Source organism: Salinivibrio sp. HTSP (genome assembly GCF_003390965.1).
Lineage (GTDB): Bacteria > Pseudomonadota > Gammaproteobacteria > Enterobacterales > Vibrionaceae > Salinivibrio > Salinivibrio kushneri.
In genome coordinates, this window is record NZ_PXUD01000013.1 from 1 (window position 1) to 21,063 (window position 21,063).

18 protein-coding genes are annotated in these 21,063 nt (G+C 51.4%); 13 read left to right on the forward strand and 5 right to left on the reverse strand.

Features of this window, described 5'->3' with window-relative positions; all coding sequences use genetic code 11:
- The 3 genes from C7A19_RS02695 to C7A19_RS02705 all read left to right on the forward strand — a co-directional run.
- A partial coding sequence (locus C7A19_RS02695) for a DNA polymerase II (protein ID WP_116644093.1) occupies positions 1-1,604 on the forward strand: 1,604 nt, incomplete at its 5' end.
- 60 nt (positions 1,605-1,664) lie between these two features.
- Positions 1,665-1,949 (forward strand): DUF1289 domain-containing protein, encoded by a 285-nt coding sequence (locus tag C7A19_RS02700; RefSeq protein ID WP_116644094.1) that lies wholly within the window; start codon positions 1,665-1,667, stop codon positions 1,947-1,949.
- 88 nt (positions 1,950-2,037) lie between these two features.
- Positions 2,038-3,000, forward strand: coding sequence for an ion channel (locus C7A19_RS02705; protein ID WP_116644095.1), 963 nt, complete (start codon positions 2,038-2,040; stop codon positions 2,998-3,000).
- 77 nt (positions 3,001-3,077) lie between these two features.
- On the opposite strand, the gene C7A19_RS02710 is transcribed toward C7A19_RS02705, so the two are convergent.
- From C7A19_RS02710 to C7A19_RS02725, 4 genes are all read right to left on the reverse strand, one after another.
- Positions 3,078-3,803, reverse strand: coding sequence for a complement resistance protein TraT (locus C7A19_RS02710; RefSeq protein WP_077523036.1), 726 nt, complete (start codon positions 3,801-3,803; stop codon positions 3,078-3,080).
- Between the two features lie 223 nt (positions 3,804-4,026).
- A complete protein-coding gene (gene rplY, locus C7A19_RS02715; protein WP_046073181.1) occupies positions 4,027-4,308 on the reverse strand; it encodes a 50S ribosomal protein L25 in 282 nt (93 codons plus the stop codon).
- A 191-nt stretch (positions 4,309-4,499) separates the two neighbouring features.
- Positions 4,500-6,305 (reverse strand): DEAD/DEAH box helicase, encoded by a 1,806-nt coding sequence (locus tag C7A19_RS02720; RefSeq protein ID WP_116644096.1) that lies wholly within the window; start codon positions 6,303-6,305, stop codon positions 4,500-4,502.
- Between the two features lie 61 nt (positions 6,306-6,366).
- A complete protein-coding gene (locus C7A19_RS02725) occupies positions 6,367-6,828 on the reverse strand; it encodes a GNAT family N-acetyltransferase (protein WP_069362456.1) in 462 nt (153 codons plus the stop codon).
- 288 nt (positions 6,829-7,116) lie between these two features.
- Here C7A19_RS02725 and rsuA point away from each other — a divergent pair, with 288 nt between their 5' ends.
- From rsuA to C7A19_RS02760, 7 genes are all read left to right on the forward strand, one after another.
- Positions 7,117-7,809 (forward strand): 16S rRNA pseudouridine(516) synthase RsuA, encoded by a 693-nt coding sequence (rsuA, locus tag C7A19_RS02730; protein WP_069362455.1) that lies wholly within the window; start codon positions 7,117-7,119, stop codon positions 7,807-7,809.
- Positions 7,810-8,027: 218 nt separating this feature from the next.
- Positions 8,028-9,236 carry a Bcr/CflA family multidrug efflux MFS transporter gene (locus tag C7A19_RS02735; RefSeq protein WP_077459511.1) on the forward strand — a complete coding sequence of 403 codons (1,209 nt, stop codon included), beginning with the start codon at positions 8,028-8,030 and terminating at the stop codon, positions 9,234-9,236.
- On the forward strand, positions 9,233-9,874 hold the full coding sequence (locus tag C7A19_RS02740) for a DUF2913 family protein (protein ID WP_116644097.1): 642 nt from the start codon (positions 9,233-9,235) through the stop codon (positions 9,872-9,874). Before C7A19_RS02735 ends, C7A19_RS02740 begins: the two co-directional genes overlap by 4 nt.
- Before the next feature lie 97 nt (positions 9,875-9,971).
- Entirely contained in the window at positions 9,972-11,345 is a 1,374-nt protein-coding gene (locus C7A19_RS02745) for an MATE family efflux transporter (RefSeq protein ID WP_235614249.1), read from the forward strand.
- Between the two features lie 149 nt (positions 11,346-11,494).
- Positions 11,495-12,166 carry an ABC transporter ATP-binding protein gene (locus C7A19_RS02750; RefSeq protein WP_069362451.1) on the forward strand — a complete coding sequence of 224 codons (672 nt, stop codon included), beginning with the start codon at positions 11,495-11,497 and terminating at the stop codon, positions 12,164-12,166.
- Positions 12,147-14,612: an ABC transporter permease gene (locus tag C7A19_RS02755; RefSeq protein ID WP_116644098.1), complete on the forward strand. Its 2,466-nt coding sequence runs from the start codon at positions 12,147-12,149 to the stop codon at positions 14,610-14,612. Before C7A19_RS02750 ends, C7A19_RS02755 begins: the two co-directional genes overlap by 20 nt.
- Positions 14,613-14,651: 39 nt before the next feature.
- Entirely contained in the window at positions 14,652-15,740 is a 1,089-nt protein-coding gene (locus C7A19_RS02760; RefSeq protein WP_116644099.1) for a lipocalin-like domain-containing protein, read from the forward strand.
- On the opposite strand, the gene cra is transcribed toward C7A19_RS02760, so the two are convergent.
- Entirely contained in the window at positions 15,737-16,750 is a 1,014-nt protein-coding gene (gene cra, locus C7A19_RS02765; protein ID WP_077486807.1) for a catabolite repressor/activator, read from the reverse strand. The two genes, C7A19_RS02760 and cra, sit on opposite strands and share 4 nt — an antisense overlap.
- Before the next feature lie 428 nt (positions 16,751-17,178).
- On the opposite strand from cra, the gene fruB reads away from it, so the two are divergent.
- From fruB to fruA, 3 genes are read left to right on the forward strand one after another with little or no spacing between them, the layout of a single operon-like run.
- Entirely contained in the window at positions 17,179-18,348 is a 1,170-nt protein-coding gene (fruB, locus tag C7A19_RS02775; protein WP_116644100.1) for a fused PTS fructose transporter subunit IIA/HPr protein, read from the forward strand.
- On the forward strand, positions 18,345-19,301 hold the full coding sequence (pfkB, locus tag C7A19_RS02780; RefSeq protein ID WP_116644101.1) for a 1-phosphofructokinase: 957 nt from the start codon (positions 18,345-18,347) through the stop codon (positions 19,299-19,301). The genes fruB and pfkB overlap by 4 nt, the downstream gene beginning before the upstream one ends.
- Positions 19,302-19,328: 27 nt before the next feature.
- Positions 19,329-21,056, forward strand: coding sequence for a PTS fructose transporter subunit IIBC (gene fruA / locus C7A19_RS02785; protein WP_116644102.1), 1,728 nt, complete (start codon positions 19,329-19,331; stop codon positions 21,054-21,056).
- Positions 21,057-21,063 lie beyond the last annotated feature (7 nt).

Below are 21,063 nucleotides of genomic sequence, written 5' to 3' on the forward strand. Positions count from 1 at the left end.
GGCGGGATGGGGGGAGCAATAAACCTGGCTTTATCAGTTTGTCGGGGCGGGTGGTGATTGATGGTATCGACGCACTAAAAACCGCGACTTATGGGTTTCGTTCATGGGCGCTAGAGGCGGTTGCACAAACGTTATTGGGAGAGGGAAAAGCGATTGATAATCCCCATGATCGCATGGCCTCCATCAATCGCATGTTTCATCACGACAAAGTGGCACTGGCGACCTACAACTTACAAGACTGTGTATTAGTCAACCGCATATTTGCTCACACCCATTTACTGGATTTTCTTATTGAGCGATCACGGTTAACAGGGGTAGAGCTTGATCGTGTTGGGGGGTCGGTGGCGGCCTTTACCAATTTGTTCTTGCCACGTTTGCATCGTTCGGGGTATGTGGCGCCGAATCTTGCCAGTGAGGGGTGGATCGCAAGCCCTGGCGGTTACGTGATGGACTCTAAGCCGGGGCTGTACCACTCGGTATTGGTTTTGGATTTCAAATCCCTGTACCCCTCTATTATTCGTACCTTTCTTATCGATCCGCTGGGGCTTATCGAGGGATTAAAAGCACAAGAAACGGGTGAAGAGGCAAAGACGGTATCTGGCTTCCGTGGCGGCGTCTTTCACCGAGAAAAGCATTACCTTCCTGCCTTGATTGATGATTTATGGCAAGCTCGCGATCGGGCCAAAAAAGCCGGCGAAAAAGCCTTTTCACAAGCGATAAAAATTATTATGAATTCCTTCTATGGGGTGCTGGGCTCACAAGGGTGTCGGTTTTTTGATCATCGTTTGGCATCGTCGATCACCATGCGTGGTCACGAAATCATGAAAACCACCCGTGAATTGATTGAGGCGCAAGGCTTTGAGGTCATTTATGGCGATACGGACTCGACGTTTGTCTCTTTAGGGGGCGAGAAGTCGAGCGAGCAAGCTGATCAGATCGGGCAGCACTTGGTGAGTGAGGTGAATGGTTGGTGGCAAGCACACCTTAGTGACACATACGGTTTGGACTCGGCGTTAGACATTGAATACGAAACCCATTACCAACGCTTTCTCATGCCCACCATTCGCGGTCAGGAAACGGGCAGTAAAAAGCGCTACGCCGGCCGCGTAATAGACAGACAGTCTGGCGAATCGAGGTTGGTGTTTAAAGGGTTAGAAACCGTTCGTACCGATTGGACGCCATTGGCACAAACCTTCCAAAAACAGTTATACCAACGTGTGTTTGATGGCGACGAGGTAGACGGGTTTATTCGTGAAATTGTCGAGCGTACCAACCAAGGTGAGCATGACGATGCATTGGTCTATCGCAAACGGCTTCGCCGACCCTTGGCGGAGTATCAAAAAAATGTGCCACCGCACGTGCGCGCGGCGCGGATGGCAGAGAGCGAAAACCAGAAACGGGGGCGGCCTGCGCAGTATCAGCGTGGTGGTTGGATAGAATACGTGATCACGGTCAATGGCCCCGAACCTTGTGATTACCTGCGTAGTCCAATTGACTATCAGCACTATATCGATAAACAGCTTAAGCCGATTGCCGACGGTATTTTGCCTTTTATTGGCAAAGAGTTTGATACCTTAGCCTTGCCGCAACTGGGCTTGTTTTAATCTAAATTTGCAATTTTGCTGTCCACCCGCTTGAATAAAAGAATCAGCAGGGAGGATGACGTGGAACAGCTCGATTTTTTCGAGGTGCCGAGTCCGTGCAAAGGCATCTGTCAGGTGAACAATAAAGGGTACTGTAAAGGGTGCTTACGCAGTCGCGACGAGCGCTTTTATTGGTATGACTTCACCAATGAGCAAAAACGTAATGTTGTCCGCCTTTGCCATCAGCGCTATCTGCGCATCTTACGTGCGAAAAGAAAACAAGCGCAAGACGCCGCTTTGGGTGCTGAGCCCCTGCCTTACCAACCTTCCTTGTTTGATGAGCCAAACGACGATCTCTCATCTTAGTGATTGGCTTTCCTTCTTCCTTGATTGAACGTCACTTTTGCTGGCGAGTTGGCATGTCCTTTCTAAAATAATAATAGGAGGGTGAGCGATGAGCGGTAAAGTGTGTGGTTTTAAAGCGCGTAATGGATGGCAATGTGATCAGCAAGCGGGTGAGTCCGGTCTTTGCTATTGGCATGATCCGAATGTTGATAAGCGGCATCACGATGTCAAAGCGGATGTGGAAGCGTGGGCGGCTTCGGGCCGGCCACTCGATGGTTTTCAGCTGGCGCGTACCAACTTGACGGATATTCATTTGGTCAATCGTGGCAATAAGCAAGGGTACTCTTGCCAAGGTGCGGATTTTTATCGTGCGAATTTAACCGAAGCGCATTGCTTTGGCTTAGATTTACGCAATGCGTCGCTAATGAAAGCCAATTTGCTGCGCGCCAACCTTAACTGTACGCACCTTGATGGTAGTAATTTATTGGGTGCAGATATGGCGCGCACGGGGCTTGAAAATGTCGATTGGGGCGAGCAATTTAAGCAAGAGCGGTTGGCCTTTTTGGAAAAGGATCCGTCTCGGCGTCAGTCTCTGTTCCAAGAGTCGGAAGAGGTATGCCGAAACATTCGTAAGCAGTGTGAAAAACAAGGACTGTTTGATGTGGCGGGTTATTTTTTTAAAAAGGAAATGCGTTTTCGTCGCTATCAAATGCCAACGTTCAGTTTTCAGCGCGCTCTGTCGAAAACGGTTGATTTGTTTTGTGGTTACGGCGAAGATCCGCTACGGGTAGTGATTTTTTCCGTGTTAGTGATTGTCTCTTGTGCGCTGGCGTATTTCGCGCTTGGCACCACGCAAGCCAACCCGATTTATCCTGACCTTGCTGGCGTAGAGGCTCGCTTTTATGAGCTGCTGAATGCGTTATATTTTAGTGTGGTGACCTTTACCACCTTAGGTTACGGGGACATTACGCCGTCTGGCTTTGCCCGTTTTATCGCCGCCTTTGAGGCGTTTCTAGGCAGCTTTACCATGGCACTTTTTGTGGTGGTGTTCGTGAAGAAGATGACGAGGTAGAAATCACTGTAAAGAAGAGAGGCGAATACTGCTTGATATAATCGAATGCGCCCTTAGAAAGAGCGCATTAGAGCTACTTATAACAAACCACTAATTGATTGGGTTAATCCTTTCTTAAGCTCAGGCTCTGCCTCAGCAAATTCTAGGTTAACCTTATTTGCGGTGGAGAGAATACGAGTCTGATATCTTTTCCACTGTGTCTTCTCCGTGGACGTCACTACCTTTTTGCTAGTAGAACCCTGAGCGAGTTGAGAGTCCAAAGCCTCAGTCACAACAACACCATCTGACGCTCTTTCAGAGATCTGTAAATCGGTGATCATTGAGTAATATACATCTTCAACGAGTGCATCTGCTACTAGTCCAACTGCAGCTCCTGCTAATGACGTAGCTCCTCGTGCTGAACCACCGCCAAACTGCGCGCCAGCCAGTGCGCCACCAACAGCACTACCAAACCCTTGTGACAAAAAGTTTTCGCTGTCACGTAAGTCAGCTTTACCAACTTGCAGAATATTGGCTTGGATCATGTAATGAGTCTTACTAGGGTCCTCAAGGACTTTATATCCGCGGCTTTCAATTTTTTCTTTGATACTAGATTTAATATCAAGATTAGGCTTGTCAGAGGTATTTCGAACTTGCAGAAATACTGTTCGTTTTGATGGAGCTACTGGGTCCAAGAAAACGGTGTTACTCATTTTTGTCTGAACTTCAAGATTACGCTTTTTAACGAGAGTATTGGTCGCTGAGCAGCCAGTCAGCGCAAGAGTTAGCGATATTAACGCCACAAGAAAGATATTGTTTTTCATAGTGAAACATAACGTGTGTATTGAAAGGGTGGCTATACTAACTAACTGGGTAGGCAAAGTGGAATACTGCTATTAATTTCATTCTCTTTTTAGTGATCAAGGTCTCTAATTATGACGGTAATATGACACACGAAGTTGATTTTTACGCTACACGAGCAGTTAATAAAAACAAAAAAGGCGCCGTTAAGGCGCCTTCTCTCATCTCATCATGATCGCAGGGCGATTAGATGCGGATGAAGTCCATGTGCTCAACTTTTGGCTTGAACGCGTGGCGCTGGATGTCTTGTGGCTTAACTTTTACTTCTTGGCCATCGATAACCAGGATGATGCCTTCGTAGAACTCAGGCTTGTCCATTTGGTTAACAACCACTGGGTGGTCAAGTGCGATTGATACAGGCTCTTGATTGCCACCGTAAACGATCGCAGGGAATTTCTTCTGATGACGTAGGCGGCGGCTCGCACCTTTACCCTTTTCTGTACGTACTTCAGCTTCGAACTTAAACATAATTAATAACTCTCTTTAGAGTGAAAACACAGTACTGAGCGTAGCGACCTAACTCAGTACCCAAAAACGAACGCGGATATTAGCACCGCTTGGCCGCTAAAACAAGCCTTATCGGTGGGGGCATCAGTGCCCAAGCCGCCCACAGTGTGCCTTTTCTCGTGGAATCGTTTATGGATTGACCCTCAGTGCGTTCAACTCGCGTCGGATTCGGCGAAAGCTTGCCCTCGGCTTTGCGCTAACAGGGCCGTTAGCCTGTCTTGGCTAATAAAGTTCTCCACATCAAAGATTTTCTGGCGCAGGTGCCAGAACCGGCCTTGTTTACGCGCAATCACGAAGTCAGGCGGACGAAATCGATGCTGTGACGCGGTCACTTTTGTCGGGGCGGTGGCGTCGAATGGGCGGTGGCGATCGACCAGGTGTGGTCGGACAAATCGTGCCAGGAAGTCTTGTTTTTGTTTTTTGCTGGCCAGCGGCCACACCTCGTGTAAATCGTTGCCCTCGTGGGTGTGATAGGTCACTTTAAGTTGTGGTTTTTGATAGCGGTTTTTTCCGGCGGTCAGTGTCATGTCGTTACACGCCATGACCAGCGCATCTTTCAATTTGAGTGCCTCTCGCAATTTCTTATCGGGGTCAATCAAAGGGGCATCGCATTGGTGACAGCGACGCGCGGCAATGTCGTTATCGGCGCCGCACTCATCGCAAAACTTGGCGCGAAAGCGGTAACCACAGATCTCGCGTTCGCCATCTTCATCCTCAAAATAGCCTTGGCACTGGCGGCCATAGTGTTCAATCAAAAAGCCATTGTCGTCCAGTTTGCCCCAAAAGCTGTTATTAAACCCGCATGCGGGGCAGGGGATCGTCACCAGCTCGCTGTCACTATCAGGTTTGGGCATGCCTATTTCTGGTTGGTACAAGTCGTAGACATTACCGGCGTAGTCGAGAATCAAACAATCTTGCTTTCCTGGCGCGAGGCGAAGGCCACGCCCGGCTATTTGCTGATAGAGACTGACCGATTCAGTGGGGCGTAAAATCGCTATCAAGTCTACATGAGGCGCATCAAAACCGGTGGTCAGGACTGACACGTTCACTAGATATTTCAGTGCTTTTTGCTTGAACGCAGTGATCAAGCGATCGCGCTCTGTGCTGGGCGTGTCACTCACGATCAGCGCGGATGTTTGCGCTGGTAAATAAGACAAGACTTCTCGCGCATGATTCACCGTGGCGGCAAAGATCATCACCCCTTGCCTTTCCCGTGCATAGTCAACAATTTGTTCGACAATTTGCGGGGTTGCACGAGGGGCGTTGGCCACCACTTTTTCTAGATCGGCTTCGCGGTAATAGCCGTTTGCAGTGCGAGAAACCTGAGAAAAGTCATAGCTCAGTAATGGCGCATCCAAGACATGGGCAGGGGTAAGAAAGCCCTCATCAAGCAAGTGACTTATCGGCAGTTCGAACACGCAATCGCGAAAAAAGCGTGTCTCTGTGGTGCGCACCTTGCCACTGGTGTGGTACTGATATATCCACCCTTGTCCAAGCCGGTAAGGGGTGGCTGTGAGCCCCAACACTTTGAGGCCAGGGTTGACCGTTTGCAGATGCGCAATCACGCGGCGATAACTGCTGTCTTGGTTATCAGGCACACGATGGCACTCGTCAATGACCAGTAAGGAAAACTGATCGGCAAAGGCATCCAGATTTCGCACCACCGATTGAACGGAGGCGAAAACCACTTTGTCGTGAGACTCTTTACGGCCGAGTCCAGCGGAAAAGATCCCCCCCGTTAATCCATAGCCTTCATATTTGGCATGATTTTGTTCGACGAGCTCTTTAACGTGGGCAAGCACCAGTACTCGGCCTTTGGCGATACGCGCAAGTTCTGCGATCACCAAGCTTTTTCCCGCACCGGTCGGCAACACGGCGACAGCAGGAGACGCATGGCGGCGAAAATAATGCAGCACGGCCTTCACCGCGTCAGATTGATAGGGACGTAGGGTATACATAATGAAAAAACGGCCTAAGTGAGGCCGTTTAGTTTACTGACTTGTGACGTCAGGTACAGAATTAAAGTCGTTTTGTCATAATGCAGTGCTGGCGGCGAGGCTGGTAATCGAACTGCTCATAGAAAAGCCGAGCGCCTTTGTTACCAATATTGACCTCAAGGATGACGGCCACGCATTCTTTTTCTTTGGCTCGCGCTTCCACGTGTGGGATCACTTGCGACCCCACGCCTTGCCGTCGCCAGCTGTGTTGGATAAAGAATTGATCTATCACACCGACGCTCCCCCCGTTTTCCACGCTGAAGCTATAGGCGACGACTAAAAAGCCAATGGTTTCGGTTTCTCCCTCATGCTCAACATCAATCAGAAAAACATCACCACGCTCTGGCTGTGAGAGCAAGGTGCTGAAGGTGGCCGCGACGGGAGTACGATCAAAAGGCAGCGCTTCGTGGTCGTGCTGTTCGTGTGACAGCGTCAATAAGGTTTCAAAGGCATCGGCGTCGGGGCGGCGAAGAGAGACAATCATGGTGTTTCCTTCTATATCACTGATTGGTCAAGACGACCGTATCATACTCGCCAAGCTGGCACGCTCAATCACCAACAATATTTTGATTGGCAGGTTGTGACAGACTCGGCGTCTCAGCAAAAAGCGTTGGGTTTTGCTTGCATTGTCATCTGTCCATCACGTGGACAATGACACCCAGTTTATCCCATCACGGCCTGTTTTTCCGTCAGATCTCGTAAAACTTGATCTGTGTCTGAGCCGCAATGTGACGTATAATCCGCGGCAAACAAAGGTGCAATAAGCGGTAATATGCGATTAGATAAATTTTTATGTGAAACCCTAGGGGTGACACGCAAGCAAGCAGGGCGTGTGCTTAAAAGCGAACTGGTGACGGTTGATGGTGAGGTGATCAAGTCGGGGGCCGTCAAAGTGAACGAGCATGAAGAGGTGGCGTTTGAGGGACGACCGCTGACGTTATCAGGCCCGCGCTATTTTATGATGCACAAGCCTGCTGGCGTGGTGTGCTCGCATGAGGATGCGTTTAATCCGACGGTGTTTGTATTACTGGATGAAGTCAATGCGGAGAAGCTGCACATTGCGGGTCGCTTGGATGCGGATACAACCGGGCTGTTGCTATTGACTGATGACGGTCAGTGGTCACATCGTATTACCTCACCCAAGCATCAGTGCTCTAAAACCTATCGTGTGTGGCTGGTTGATCCGATTAGTCCTGAGACTGCTCCTGCGTTTAAAGAAGGGGTGATGCTACGAGGCGAGAAGCAACCCACGCTACCGGCAACCCTAGAGAAAGTGGGTGATTACGAGGCTCTGCTCACCATTCAAGAGGGCAAGTATCATCAAGTAAAACGTATGTTTGCGGCGGTGGGCAATAAGGTCGACGCGCTGCATCGAGAATCCATCGGTAACTTGGTATTAGACGAACACCTAGAGCCGGGTGAATATCGTCCATTAACAGACGAAGAGATCGCGTTACTGGGTTAACGCAGGTGACTGGCTCGCTTCGTCATTGCAGGTTCTCGTTAAGCAACGGTAAGCACAGCATGGGCTGTGCTTTTTTTTGCCTTCAGCCTGAGGGGGGAGTGTGACGATGGTGTGATAAAAAGAAAGACATTATTTCCCACGGCGACACAATAAATTGTTACACTTTGACCAAGCTCACGTTATTTCCTTTTTTCCTGTCTTTTACGTTAAGGAGAGTTATGTCGCAATCATCGGCTGTCACGTCGTCCCCGACGCAATTAAGCTGGCTTTTGATCTTGGTGCTTGGCGCGATTGCGGCGCTGACGCCGTTGGCGATTGATATGTACCTCCCAGCCATGCCAGCGATTGCCGCGGACTTAAATGCACCCAGCAGTGCGGTGAAATCAACCTTGGTCGCGTACACGGCCGGCTTTGCGATTGGACAGCTTTTTCATGGCCCGATCTCTGATAGTTATGGCCGCAAACCGGTGATGCTGGCCGGTGTGGCACTATTTTTCATTTGTGCCGTGGTCAGTGCGATGGCTCAAGATATAGACGTACTGACCGTTGTACGTGCAACGCAAGGGTTTGCCGGAGCCGCTGCCGCCGTCATTATCCAAGCCTTGGTCCGTGATATGTTTGAGCGCGAGGAGTTTGCGCGGACTATGTCGTTCATCACCTTGGTCATGACGATTGCGCCTTTAGCTGCCCCGATGATTGGTGGTTATTTGCTGACCTGGTTTGACTGGCGCGCAATTTTTTGGGTGCTGGCCGGATGGGCGTGCTTTGTGACGCTTTGCATTATTGTCCGGATCCCTGAAACCTTACCTAAACACAATCGGCCGCCGATGCGTATTGGTGCGTCACTGCGTAACTATGCCCGTATGCTGAAAACACCGTTTGCTGTGGGCATGATCTTTTGTTCCGGGTTTTCCTTTGCTGGGATGTTCTCTTTTTTGACCGCAGGCTCATTTGTTTACATTGATTATTATGGCGTCAGCGCGAAGATGTTTGGCTACTTGTTTGCGTTAAACATTGTCTGTCTGATTGTGATGACCTTTATTAATGGCCGTTTGGTGCGCAAAATGGGCTCGCATTGGATGCTTCGCCTAGGGTTAGGCTTACAGCTGGTGGCTGGGATAGCCATTGCCGCGTTCCAATGGTTAGATATTGGGCTTTGGGGCACCGTGATTCCAGTGATGATGTACGTTGGCGTGATTTCAACTATCGGCAGCAACAGCATGGCGTGTTTGTTGGCTTGCTATCCGCAAATGGCGGGAACGGCTTCTTCATTGGCGGGGACGATGCGGTTTGGTATCGGCTCGTTGGTCGGTGCGGGTGTGGCGGTTGCCTCTGATGGTACGCCGTGGGGCATGGTTGGCGCGATAGCCCTTTGTGCGATACTCTCTGCCGCTTTCTATTGGCTATTAGCAAGCAAAGAACCATGAGTTATGTCACCGAAATTCAAACTGTGATGGCCGCTGCCTATGACGATCTCTCGGCAGCGATCGCCGCCAAAAAAGTGGCCGATGCGCCCCATGCGCGTGAGGCGTTTCTTGGTCGTTGGGTGGCGCAAGCGGTGAAGCGACAACGTTTTCATCACAGTGTCAAAGCGGACTTACAACGCTGGATCCAGCGCGCCCGCAGTGCCGGGACCCAAGCCGGGTTAGACACCGAGTTTGGTCAAATTCAACAAGTGTATGCCGAGTGGTTTCCCGTCGGTGAGCCCGTCAAGCCAGTGCACAAACAGCAATTGCAACAGTGGGTTGATTGTGCAATTGACGCGGGGTGGTGCGTGCATACGCAAGATACGATTGATCGAAAAGTGAAAATTATATCAGGTGGGCAGCATTCAATGGCCGTGTGCCCAGACGCGATGCAATCGGCTTTTGATGATGATCAGCACTTGGCTTCAGCACTGAGCGTGTATGTCCGAGGGCCAGAAGCCGAGGTAATACAATGGGCGCATCAGGCATGGATAGCACCGACGAGGGTGACGGCTTATAAATCGATCGTCAAATACCATGCTGAGTACCGTATTTGGCCCAACAATCAAGCCGATGGCTTAATGGTGATGCCGCGCTAATCGGCATTGATTCGCAGATAAGAAAACGCTCTCGGGCGTTTTTTTCTGTTTTAAAGGCACGTAAACTACATCGGTCCCCTCTAAGCTGGAGTCTCTTGTGAGCGTACTTTCCCGTCCTTTCTTTGATCCTGTGTTTTTAAAGCGTTTGCTGTTAATTGCCGTACCGATTGCACTACAAACCATGATGTTTTCGAGCCGCAGTTTGGTCGATATCTTAATGGTGGGACAATTAAGTGAAGCGGATGTCGCCGCCATTGGTATTGCCGGTAAAGCGATGTTTGTCTCCTCCTTACTGATCCTTGGTGCCATGACCGGCGGCTCTATGTTGGTGGCGCAATATTGGGGCGCGGGGGATCGACAAGGTTTTCGTGAAAAAACGGCGCTAACGGTGACTTTAACCAATGCCACGGCGGCGTTAAGTGCGTTTGTCTTCTGGGCTTATGCGGATGTCATTGTGGGGTTTGCCAGTGACAATCCTACTGTTATTGCGTTGGGGAAAGATTACTTACAAATAGCTGGCTTATCACTGTTTTGTTTGGCCAGTGTCTCAGGGCTGGCTGCCGGGCTTCGTGCCATGCACAAGCCAGGCATTAGCACCTTTTTTAGCGGGGTCGGGATCAGTGTCAACGTGGTGCTCAACTGGGTTTTTATCTTCGGTAATCTGGGCGCGCCTGAGCTGGGTTCGAAAGGGGCAGCGGTTGCTACCGTCCTGAGTGGTATCGTCGAAGTTGTCGCTTTGTATGCTTATCTATATCGTCGCCAACATCTGGTTGCCTTCTCGTTATCTGATTGGAAAGCCTCGCTGACGCTTGTGGCAGTAAAGCGGTTTTTGTCGCTTTCGTTGCCAACGGCGTTTAACTTTTTAATGTGGTCGTCCGGTATGTTCGTTTACCACGCGATTATCGGTCATGTTAACGAAGCCGGCCTAGCTGCTATTGCGGTTATCACTCCCGTCGAGTCACTCTCACTGTCGTTTTTGATTGGTACAGCCAATGCAGCGGCGGTGTTGGTCGGTAATAACTTGGGAGCCCAACAAACGGACACCGCTTATCACCAAGCCTGGCAGGTGGCGATATTTAATTTTCTCGCCGGTGTGGCGATTGCCTGCGTGATGCTGATGATTCAGCCCTGGGTGTTGAGTTTCTTCCCTGCATTAACGGGCGAGACGGCACAGATCACGGCTTACTTTTACTGGGCGATGTGTGCGTTGATTGTGGTGAAAACCATCCCCATGGCAATGATCGTTGGGGTACTGCGTGCTGGGGGTGATGTGCGCTACTGCCTGGGACAAGATTTTGTTGCACAGTGGCTAATTGGTATTCCTGTGGTATTGACCGCTGCGGTGGTCTTTGAGTGGCCGGTTTATTGGGTTTATGCGCTTTTGGGAGTGGAAGAAGTAGTCAAATGGGTTGGGTCTTTGATTCGGGTGAAGTCAGGCGTTTGGCTCAATAATCTTGTTAATGACGGCTAAGGATCGGCGAAAAAGAAATTGGGAAGCTGCCCACCGTTTTTAACGCTTTTCTCAGCCTCTTAATTGGGGTACATTGCCAAATTAATCAAACAGTGTGACCTAGTTCTCGTTTATTGCTGTTTTAAGACACTATAAGGGTGTGCATTGGCATGTTAGCAATTAAAGGGCTGTGTAAAGGTTATCAGGATGGGAGCGACTTCCATCCTGTGCTGCAAGGCGCCGCGATGTCGCTGTCGTCGACCAGTCAACTGGCGTTGATGGGCGAGAGTGGGTCGGGTAAAAGTACCTTGTTAAATGTGATTGCGGGGCTGGATAAACCCGATAGCGGTGAGATCTGGTTTGACGATACCCCTCTTCATCGATTGAGCGAGGGGGCACGCACGCAGTTTCGACGCCAAAACATCGGCTTGATCTTCCAGCAATTTAATCTGCTTCCCACCCTCTCTATTGCGGATAACATTCGTTTCTGTCGCCAACTAAAAGGCTTGAAAGAAGACAGTTGTCTGTGGCGACAAATTGTTTCTCAGCTTGATTTAATGCCGTTGCTCAATCGTTACCCAGAAGAGGTGTCTGGTGGTCAGCAGCAGCGCGCCGCCATCGCACGCGCGTTATATATGTCGCCTAAACTGCTACTTGCCGATGAGCCAACGGGGAGTTTGGATGAGCGCAATGCGGACGCGGTGATGCGTTTGCTTATCACACTAACCAGTCAGCAGGAGGCCGGGCTGTTGCTGGTGACACACAGTGATACCGTGGCTAGCTATTTGCAGGGTAGTGTAGGGCTACAAGGAGGCGTGCTCAGTGTTCGGGCCCGTCGCTAGCGCTTTATGGGGGCATTATCGTCGCCATCCCTTTCAAGTCTTTCTCGTCTGGCTTGGGTTAACCCTGGGTGTCTCTTTGCTGGTTGGCGTGTTATCGATAAACCAACATGCGCAGCAAAGCTATCGCCAAGGTGAACAGCTTTTTAGTAACCCTTATCCTTTTAGCATTCATCATACCGAGCGAACACAACGCGTGCCGCATGCCTTTTACATTGGCTTGCGCCGTCAAGGCTTAACCCAATGTGTGCCGATTGATCGTCTCGATGTTGTGACACCGTCACTTAGTGACATCCATCTGATGGGGGTGGATACTATCGCGATGCTGCCATTTATCGCCAATCAGCGAGCAGATGGAGCCCCCTCATTGTCCCCTATGGATGCGATCTCAATGCCTTATCCTGTCTATGTGGGAGAGGCCATGGCTGAACATAAAGGCTGGGAAGAGGGGCAAATGATTGATTTGCTAGATTACCCGCCGATCGGCCCTTTACGTATTATCGATAATGATGCGCTGAGTATGGGCACTTACTTGGTGGCTGATATGGCGCTACTGCGTCATCTCTCTGCGCGTACTGGGTTTACCGAGGTGTTATGCGGCGATTTGTCTCAAGCGGAGCGACAAACGATTCGCGAAGCGTTACCCTCAGCCTTGACGTTGACCAAAACCCAATCAACCCAACTTGGCCCACTCACCCGTGCTTTTCACTTAAATTTGCTCGCGATGGGGTTATTGGCTTTTGTGGTGGGACTGTTTATTTTTTATCAGGCGATTTCCCTTTCCATGACCCAGCGTCAGCCCTTGGTCGGAACCTTGCGGCAGCTTGGCGTTGATGGACGCCAACTCTCAGCTGTCATGTCAACAGAGTTGTTGCTTTGGGTGCTACTCGGCGTGGTCAGTGGCAACGTCCTGGGTATGTTACTTGCCAACCAATTACTTCCCGCGGTCGCCACGACCTTGTCTGATTTGTACGGCGCAGACATTAATTTAGTGATGCATTGGCAGTGGCAATGGGGGCTCTACAGTTTACTGCTTGCTATTTTAGGGGCGGCGATGGCGTCCGCTTGGCCTTTGGTGCGCTTAGTCAACACCTCCCCGGGGCGCTTATCGCAACGGATGACCCTGATGCGTGGTACACATCGAGAATATGCCGTACAGGCTATTTTAGCGGTGTTGCTTGGCGTGGCGGCGTGGGGCGTGTCGTATTGGGAGACGAGTCAATGGCAAGGGTTTACCTTGATTGCCTTTACCATGCTAAGTGCTGCTTTAGCGCTGCCTTATTTGTGTGGCTGGCTGTTTCATACCAGTGCAGCAGTGTATGCGGGCGCGCGATGGCGATGGTTTTTCACCGATGCCGCGGCAAGTTTAAGTTACCGTGGTGTGGCGGCGATGGCGTTTATGCTCGCGGTTTCGGCACATATTGGTATGGAAACCATGGTCGGTAGCTTTCGCACCAGCACTGAGACTTGGCTGCAACAACGCTTGGCAGCGGACGTTTATGTTAGGCCGAGCCATGCTGCTCTCGCGGAGATGGAAACATGGTTGGTAAAAAATAAAGACGTGGCGCAATTTTGGACCACGTATCGGCGTGAGCTGACGGCAAACCAAGGGCGGCTTGAAGTGCTGTCGGTAGGAAACCGTCCGTCTGAGAAACAAACGTTGGCGATGAAGGCGGCTCAGCCTGATTATTGGGCGCAATTACATCAAGCGCGCACGGTATTACTCAGTGAAGCGTTAGCGGCTAAATTTGGCGTTGGCGTGGGAGAGAGCATCAATCTTTCCGCCCCAATGGGCGAGCACTGGCAGGTTGCTGGGATTTATTACGATTATGGCAACCCCTATGGCCAGCTAGTAGTGTCTACCCGTAGTGATGCCGGACAATGGCTAAAGCAGGGCCGATCATCGCTGGCAGTGATCCTCAATCAGGACACGCAAACCGAGCAGTTTGTTGATCGCATCAATCACCGTTTTTCGCTGACCACTGGGCAGGTGCAAAACCAAGCGGATATTATGCGTTATGCAATGCGTATCTTTGATCGTACCTTTACTGTGACGGAAAGCTTGTGTGCACTGATGTTGGTTGTCGCGGTATGTGGGTTGTTCTTTTCCACCTTGGCGACCGAGCTGTCGCGCCAACGGCAATATAGCTTGCTACGTTACCTTGGTCTGTCAGGGCGTGAGCTTATAGCGCTCGGCGGAGGGCAATTGGTGCTGCTTGGTCTCACCAGTGCGCTAATTGCTATCCCGTTGGGGCTTGTGCTGGCGGGCATGTTGATCCATGTTGTCCTGAAAGCATCGTTCGGGTGGACCATGACCATGAGCTTCTTCCCGATAAGCTATGCCACCACCATCGGGCTGTCCATGTTGGCGCTTATGGTCGCAGGGGCTTGGCCTGTTTATCGCATGCTAAAACGCACCGCGGCGGCGTCGTTGCGTGATGCGCAGTAAAAAAGAGGCAGTGAAGTGATTCAGCGATGGAAGCGGAAAATGATACGTTCATTGTTAGGAGGCGGCGTGATCATCGCGCTCGGCGCACTGGTATGGTGGGGTCAGCCGCCGTCATCGTCTCCTGATACCCGTGGAAATTTTGCCGTTTTTGATTCGCAAAGTGGCTTTGCCTCTGTAATCCCAGACCACACGCCTACCTATCCCCAAGACATGGCGGCACACTCAGATTTTGCTACTGAATGGTGGTATTTGAACGCGACCTTAACCGACGCTAATGGACAAGCGTATGGCGTGCAATGGACATTGTTTCGCCGCGCGTTAGCTCCGGATCGCAAAGAAGGGTGGGCGAGTCAGCAGCTGTATATGGCGCATGTCGCGATCACGAGCGATGATAAACAATGGGAGTCGGAGCGCTTTGCCCGTGGCGGGATTGATCAAGCAGGAGTGACGCTGTCACCTTTTCAGGCTTGGTTAGACGACTGGCAATGGCAGGGCGGTCAACAACCTTTTCCCGCCCATGTGCGTGCGATGTGGCCTGCGCAAGGTAAGCCAGTCGGCTTTACGTTGGAGGTGCGAGAGAATGGACACCAGGTCAAGCATGGTGAAGAGGGATACAGTGTCCGTCATGCCAGTCAACCGTCGGCTTCGTATTATTTTTCTTTGCCACAGCTAACCATCAAGGGTGCGCTAACCATTGATGGTGAAACCATCCCTGTGACAGGCAAAGGCTGGTTTGATAAGGAGTGGTCGAGCGGCGCGATGGCCGCCGAACAAACGGGATGGGATTGGTTCGGGCTTAACTTAGATGATGGCCGTGCGTTAATGGTTACCCAAATACGCGGCAAGGAGCCGTTTATGTTTGGATCCTTACTGTATCCTGATGGCCAAGTCGTGACGCTGAGTCAGGATGATATTCGTATGCTACCAATCCGTCATGCCAAGATGGCGGAGGGCGCTAACTTGCCGGTTCGTTGGCAGATCAAAGTACCCAGTGAGGGCATTAGCCTGACTACGCAGCCGCTTAATCCACAAAGCTGGATGGATTTGAGTTTTCCCTATTGGGAAGGGCCTGTGGAAGTGCATGGCAGTGCCACAGGCCGTGGCTTTATGGAAGCGACAGGCTATTAACCCAGTCCGACCCAAGCTTGCGTTTGATGGGGGCGCCAAATGGGTTGGCGTTCAACCGTGATAATCCCAGGATGGTTGTCTCCTTGCGCGGCCGACACCGCGAGACTGAGTGCCGCGTCGCTAATCGCTTCAAATTGTTGAGGGAGAGATTGCACCCCAAAAGGAAGAAAATCGAGGATGCGGCTATCTCCAAAAGTGGCAAAATACAGTGCAGTGGGGGCGATCCCTGTTTGCCGGATGGCGTCCAGCACCCCTTCACACAGCGTGAAGGAGGTGGTGAGTAAGGCATCAGGTAAGTCACCGGCTTCAATCCACTCTGTCATCAGCCTTTGCCCCTCTGTACGGCTGAAAGCTTGACCGTAACGTACTTGTCCATCTACGCCTTGTGCCGCTAACGCACCACGAAAGCCGTTCTCCCTGTCTTGTGAGATGGCCAGCGAGGGGACGGCACCAATCAGTCCTGCTTGATAGACATCCGTTGGGGCAATTAACATCTCGGTGAGCTGGTAAGCGCCTTTTTCATCATCACTCAGCACATTCGCGAATTGGTTGGCATCCAGCCCACGGTCAATGGCAACGATGGGAGTGCCTTGCTGTTGTAATTTGGGGTAGAAGGTATTATCTGCAGGCAAACAAGAGGCCACGATTAACGCATCAATTTTCCTGGAGACGAGAGTTTCAGCCACTATTTTTTCTCGCTCTGGGTCGTCATCAGAGCCCGTAATAATAACCTGATAGCCTTGATCGTGGGCTTTTCGTTCAAAGAGTTTTGCCAACGTGGCGTAACTGGTGTTCGCTAAGTCAGGCACGACCAACCCCAGCGTTTGTGTGGTGCCTGCACGCAAGGCGGTGGCGGCGCGGTTCGGCTGATAATTGTGTTGTTCGACCACCGCCATCACGCGTGCTCGCGTTTTTTCACTGATCCGATAACGGTCGGCTTTGCCATTAATCACATAACTGGCCGTTGTGCGTGATACACCGGCAAGACGGGCAATTTCATCAAGCTTCATAAAGCGATCCTTAAGTAGGCCGATCGTTATTGATGGCTTTGTGAATGCGATCAAAGTTTACGCACTTCAGATCCATAATTTATTTGCATTATAAGCTAAAACGATTCAGCCTTAAAGCTGAAAGGTTTCAGCTTGTGTCAATTATTGGCGGCTGATCTCAAGACGCTGGAACGACGATGCGGCTCATTGCTTCCGGCGCATATAAGTGGAAGAAATTGACCAAACGCCGGGAGCAGTTTCTATCGCTTTACCTAAAAGCTGAATCGTTTCAGTTTTTAGGTAAAGCGAATGTGGCAAGTCAAACACGAACACTGCCAATCAACGGTGACTTGCGACCAACCAATATGTCCGCCATGTCTTAGTGATACTGATGTGGCCGACGACAACATCAACCCGTGCCGCGGCACTGAAAAAAGAGGAATGACCTCATGTTGGCACTTAACGTACACGATATTCATATGCAGCAACACGCGGCGTCTAAGCACGAGGCTATCAAAGCCATGGCCGCAGCACTCACCCAAAAAGGGCTAGTAGAAGCGGGCTATCAAGACGGAATGCTGGCGCGTGAAGCGCAAACCAGTACCTATCTGGGCAACGGTATTGCCATCCCGCATGGCACAACGGATACCCGCGATCAAGTTAAACAAACAGGGGTACAAGTGTTTCATTTTCCCGAGGGGGTTGACTGGGGAGAGGGAAACCTCACTTACGTGGCCATTGGTATCGCTGCCAAATCAGACGAACACTTGAGTATCTTACGTCAGTTGACGCGTGTGCTGTCACAAGACGGCATCGAGCAACAATTAAAAACGATATCGGGATCAGAGCAACTGGTTACCTTACTCAATGGGCAAACGGCGGATACTCAGGCCTTCAAGTTTAGCAGCGACATGGTGTTAACCGGCTTTCCAGCGTCAGATATCACTACCTTGCAAGCCGTGGGCGCGGGATTGCTCAAAAACCATCATTGTTTAAATAGCGATGGCGTCAGCCACGCTGTCGCGGGCCAGTCGGTGCACCTTGGTGAAGGGAATTGGTTGCTCGGTGTGGGAGACGGTGTACTGCAGACCGGGATGTCGGTGGTCATGCCCGCGACGTCACTGTCTCACCAATCCCAGTCGGTCAGTGCGCTTTGGTGTGTCGCAGCCAACAACCGTGCGCATCTTCCTGTGCTCAATACCTTGATGCAATGGAAGCTTGATAAACAACTGGCGGCATCCGGCCGTTACTCGCCACAAGCGCTGGTTGATGCGTTGTCTGCTGAACCCGCCCCCGAACAACCTCATACAGAGGCGCCGTCTGAAGCGCCCACCGCAGAGGGGTCAACAGGCCTGTATACGGTGACGAATGCGCATGGTTTGCACGCTCGTCCTGGGGCGATGTTGGTCAATACAGCGAAAAAATTCAGTGCTGATATACAGGTTGCCAACGCGTCCACCCAGTCGGCGCCGGTTAACGCAAAAAGCTTGATGAAAGTGATCGCGCTTGGGGTGAAACATGGGCACCAGTTACAGTTTTCCGCCCAAGGAAGCGACGCCGAACAAGCGATTGCGGCACTGGGTGATGCCATTAAAGATGGGTTGGGAGAGAACGCATGAGTGCCATTCTGACCGTAACCTTCAATCCCGCACTCGACATGACAGGCTCAGTCAGTGCGTTGCAGCCTGGTGATGTCAATTTGGTGCAAAACTATACACTGCACCCGGCGGGAAAAGGCGTCAATGTCGCACGTGTCTTAACGGATTTGGGCGCGACGGTCGCGGCGTCAGGCTTTCTTGGTGCAGATAACCAAGACCCGTTTGCCCACCTTTTTAGCGAGCACGGCATTGCCGATCACTTTTTGCGTGTGCCGGGCGTTAGCCGCACCAACGTCAAGCTGGTTGAAAAAGCGGGACGTGTCACTGATTTGAATTTTCCTGGTATGGCGGTTGAACAGGCCGATATTGAGGCATTGACGGCACGCTTGCTCAGTCTGGCTGAGCACCATGAGTGGATCGTGCTAGCGGGCAGTTTGCCACCTGGTGTCTCGACCGAGCAGTTGACCACTTGGATCACCACCTTGCGCGAAGCAGGGAAAAAAGTGGTTGTCGATACCAGCCAGCACGCCTTACGCGCCGCCGTTGAGGCAACACCTTGGTTGGTAAAGCCTAATGAAGCAGAACTGGCGCAATGCCTCAACGCGCCCATCAGTAATGAGCAAGCCGTGTTGCTGGCGCGCGGTGAGCAATTGTTTAACCAAGGGATCGCGAATGTGGTTATTTCTCGCGGCGTAGACGGGGTGCTCTGGCGCGATAAGGAAGGCTGGCTTAAGGCTGTGGCACCGGCGCAATCGGTGGTGAGTACCGTTGGGGCCGGGGATTCTTTAGTGGCAGGGCTGGTATCAGGATGCCAGACCGGCCTAAGCAAAGAAGCGGCGCTGTGTCGCGCGGTCGCTATCTCTGCGCTCGCGGTTACCCAAGTGGGGGTCGGTGTGCGCAATGATGAAGACGTGAACCAATTAATCGAAAAAATCAGCGTGTCGCCTGCTGAGCTGTCAGTGCACGCGGAATAAAACCAATCCATGAGTGGGGTAAAAGGTATGAATCTGGTGATTGTGACGGCGTGCCCAAGTGGCGTCGCCAATACCGTTATCGCGGCGGGCTTGTTAGAAAAGGCTGCCGAGGTAAAAGGATGGACGGCACAGATCGAGTGTCAGTCTAGTGTGCAACCAACACAGGCGGTATCGACTGCTGATATTGAAAACGCTGACCGTGTTCTCTTGGTCGGTGAGCCAAAAGAGTCGGCTCGCTTTAACGGCAAGCCTGTCTATCAAGCAAGCTTAAATGAGGTAATGGCCGATCCCCAAGCGGTATTGGAGGCCGCCGCGGATCATGCACAGCCGTATCACGCGCAGACGCCAAGCGAAAGCGGTACCGTCAGCATTGTGGGTATTACCGCGTGTCCTACCGGTGTTGCACATACCTTTATGGCAGCGGAAGCGATTGAAGAAGCGGCTAAAGCGAAAGGTTATCAGGTCAAAATTGAGACACGTGGGTCGGTGGGTGCGAAAAATGCATTAACGGATCAGGAAATTGAAGCCGCGGATCTCGTGTTTATCGCCGCAGATATTGAGGTTGATTTGAGTCGGTTTGCGGGTAAACGTTTATATAAAACCAGTACGGGCATGGCGCTGAAAAAAGCATCGCAGACGCTCGATGATGCGCTTGCTAACGCTGAGGTCTACCAAACAACGCAAGCGAGTTCATCGAACGCCAGTGCTAACCAAGGCGAACGTACCGGTGTCTATAAGCACTTGATGACAGGCGTATCACATATGTTACCACTGGTTGTGGCCGGTGGCTTAGCTATTGCGCTCTCATTTGTCTTCGGGATTGAAGCTTTTAAAGAGGAGGGAACACTTGCAGCCGCACTGATGGAAATTGGTGGTGGTAGTGCGTTCGCGCTGATGGTACCGGTACTGGCCGGGTTTATTGCCTTCTCAATTGCGGATCGCCCGGGTCTGGCACCAGGCTTGATTGGTGGCATGCTCGCCGCGTCCACCGGCGCTGGGTTTTTAGGGGGCATACTGGCGGGATTTATCGCCGGCTACAGTGCTAAGTTTGTGGCAGACAAAGTCAGTTTGCCGGCCTCAATGGAAGCCCTTAAACCCATTCTCGTGATCCCTTTATTAGCCAGTTTGTTTACCGGTTTGGTGATGATCTATGTCGTAGGCGGGCCTGTCTCTGTCGCCATGGAAAGCCTGACCAGCTTCTTGCAGGGGATGAACTCAACGAACGCAGTGATCCTAGGCGTGGTATTGGGTGCGATGATGTGTTTCGACCTTGGCGGTCCGGTCAACAAAGCGGCGTATACCTTCGGCGTCGGCTTGATTGAGAGTGGTACCTATATGCCGATGGCAGCGATCATGGCGGCCGGTATGGTGCCAGCGCTAGGGATGGGACTATCAACCTTCTTAGCCAAGCGTAAATTTAATGATGCTGAGCAAGAGGCAGGTAAAGCATCGTTTGTGCTCGGGCTATGTTTTATCTCGGAAGGGGCGATCCCCTTTGCGGCTAAAGACCCAATGCGAGTGATCCCATCTTGCATCGCAGGTGGTGCGCTGACAGGCGCAATCTCTATGTTGATTGGGGCAAAATTGATGGCACCACACGGTGGCCTCTTCGTGCTGTTAATCCCCAATGCCATCAGCCCTGTGTTTATGTACCTGGCTGCTATTGCCGCAGGTACCTTGGTAACTGGTTTGGTTTATGCGGTGCTTAAGCCCGTCAGCCAACCCTCACCGTTGACGGCGGCCGAGCAATCCTAATCTTATA

Excerpts from the sequence above, each read along its gene's own strand:
- C7A19_RS02705 (WP_116644095.1), top strand. The coding sequence starts at position 2,038 with ATGAGCGGTAAAGTGTGTGGTTTTAAAGCGCGTAATGGATGGCAATGT.
- C7A19_RS02710 (WP_077523036.1), bottom strand. The coding sequence starts at position 3,803 with ATGAAAAACAATATCTTTCTTGTGGCGTTAATATCGCTAACTCTTGCG.
- rplY (WP_046073181.1), bottom strand. The coding sequence starts at position 4,308 with ATGTTTAAGTTCGAAGCTGAAGTACGTACAGAAAAGGGTAAAGGTGCG.
- C7A19_RS02720 (WP_116644096.1), bottom strand. The coding sequence starts at position 6,305 with ATGTATACCCTACGTCCCTATCAATCTGACGCGGTGAAGGCCGTGCTG.
- C7A19_RS02725 (WP_069362456.1), bottom strand. The coding sequence starts at position 6,828 with ATGATTGTCTCTCTTCGCCGCCCCGACGCCGATGCCTTTGAAACCTTA.
- rsuA (WP_069362455.1), top strand. The coding sequence starts at position 7,117 with ATGCGATTAGATAAATTTTTATGTGAAACCCTAGGGGTGACACGCAAG.
- C7A19_RS02735 (WP_077459511.1), top strand. The coding sequence starts at position 8,028 with ATGTCGCAATCATCGGCTGTCACGTCGTCCCCGACGCAATTAAGCTGG.
- C7A19_RS02740 (WP_116644097.1), top strand. The coding sequence starts at position 9,233 with ATGAGTTATGTCACCGAAATTCAAACTGTGATGGCCGCTGCCTATGAC.
- C7A19_RS02750 (WP_069362451.1), top strand. The coding sequence starts at position 11,495 with ATGTTAGCAATTAAAGGGCTGTGTAAAGGTTATCAGGATGGGAGCGAC.
- C7A19_RS02760 (WP_116644099.1), top strand. The coding sequence starts at position 14,652 with ATGATACGTTCATTGTTAGGAGGCGGCGTGATCATCGCGCTCGGCGCA.
- cra (WP_077486807.1), bottom strand. The coding sequence starts at position 16,750 with ATGAAGCTTGATGAAATTGCCCGTCTTGCCGGTGTATCACGCACAACG.
- fruB (WP_116644100.1), top strand. The coding sequence starts at position 17,179 with ATGTTGGCACTTAACGTACACGATATTCATATGCAGCAACACGCGGCG.
- pfkB (WP_116644101.1), top strand. The coding sequence starts at position 18,345 with ATGAGTGCCATTCTGACCGTAACCTTCAATCCCGCACTCGACATGACA.
- fruA (WP_116644102.1), top strand. The coding sequence starts at position 19,329 with ATGAATCTGGTGATTGTGACGGCGTGCCCAAGTGGCGTCGCCAATACC.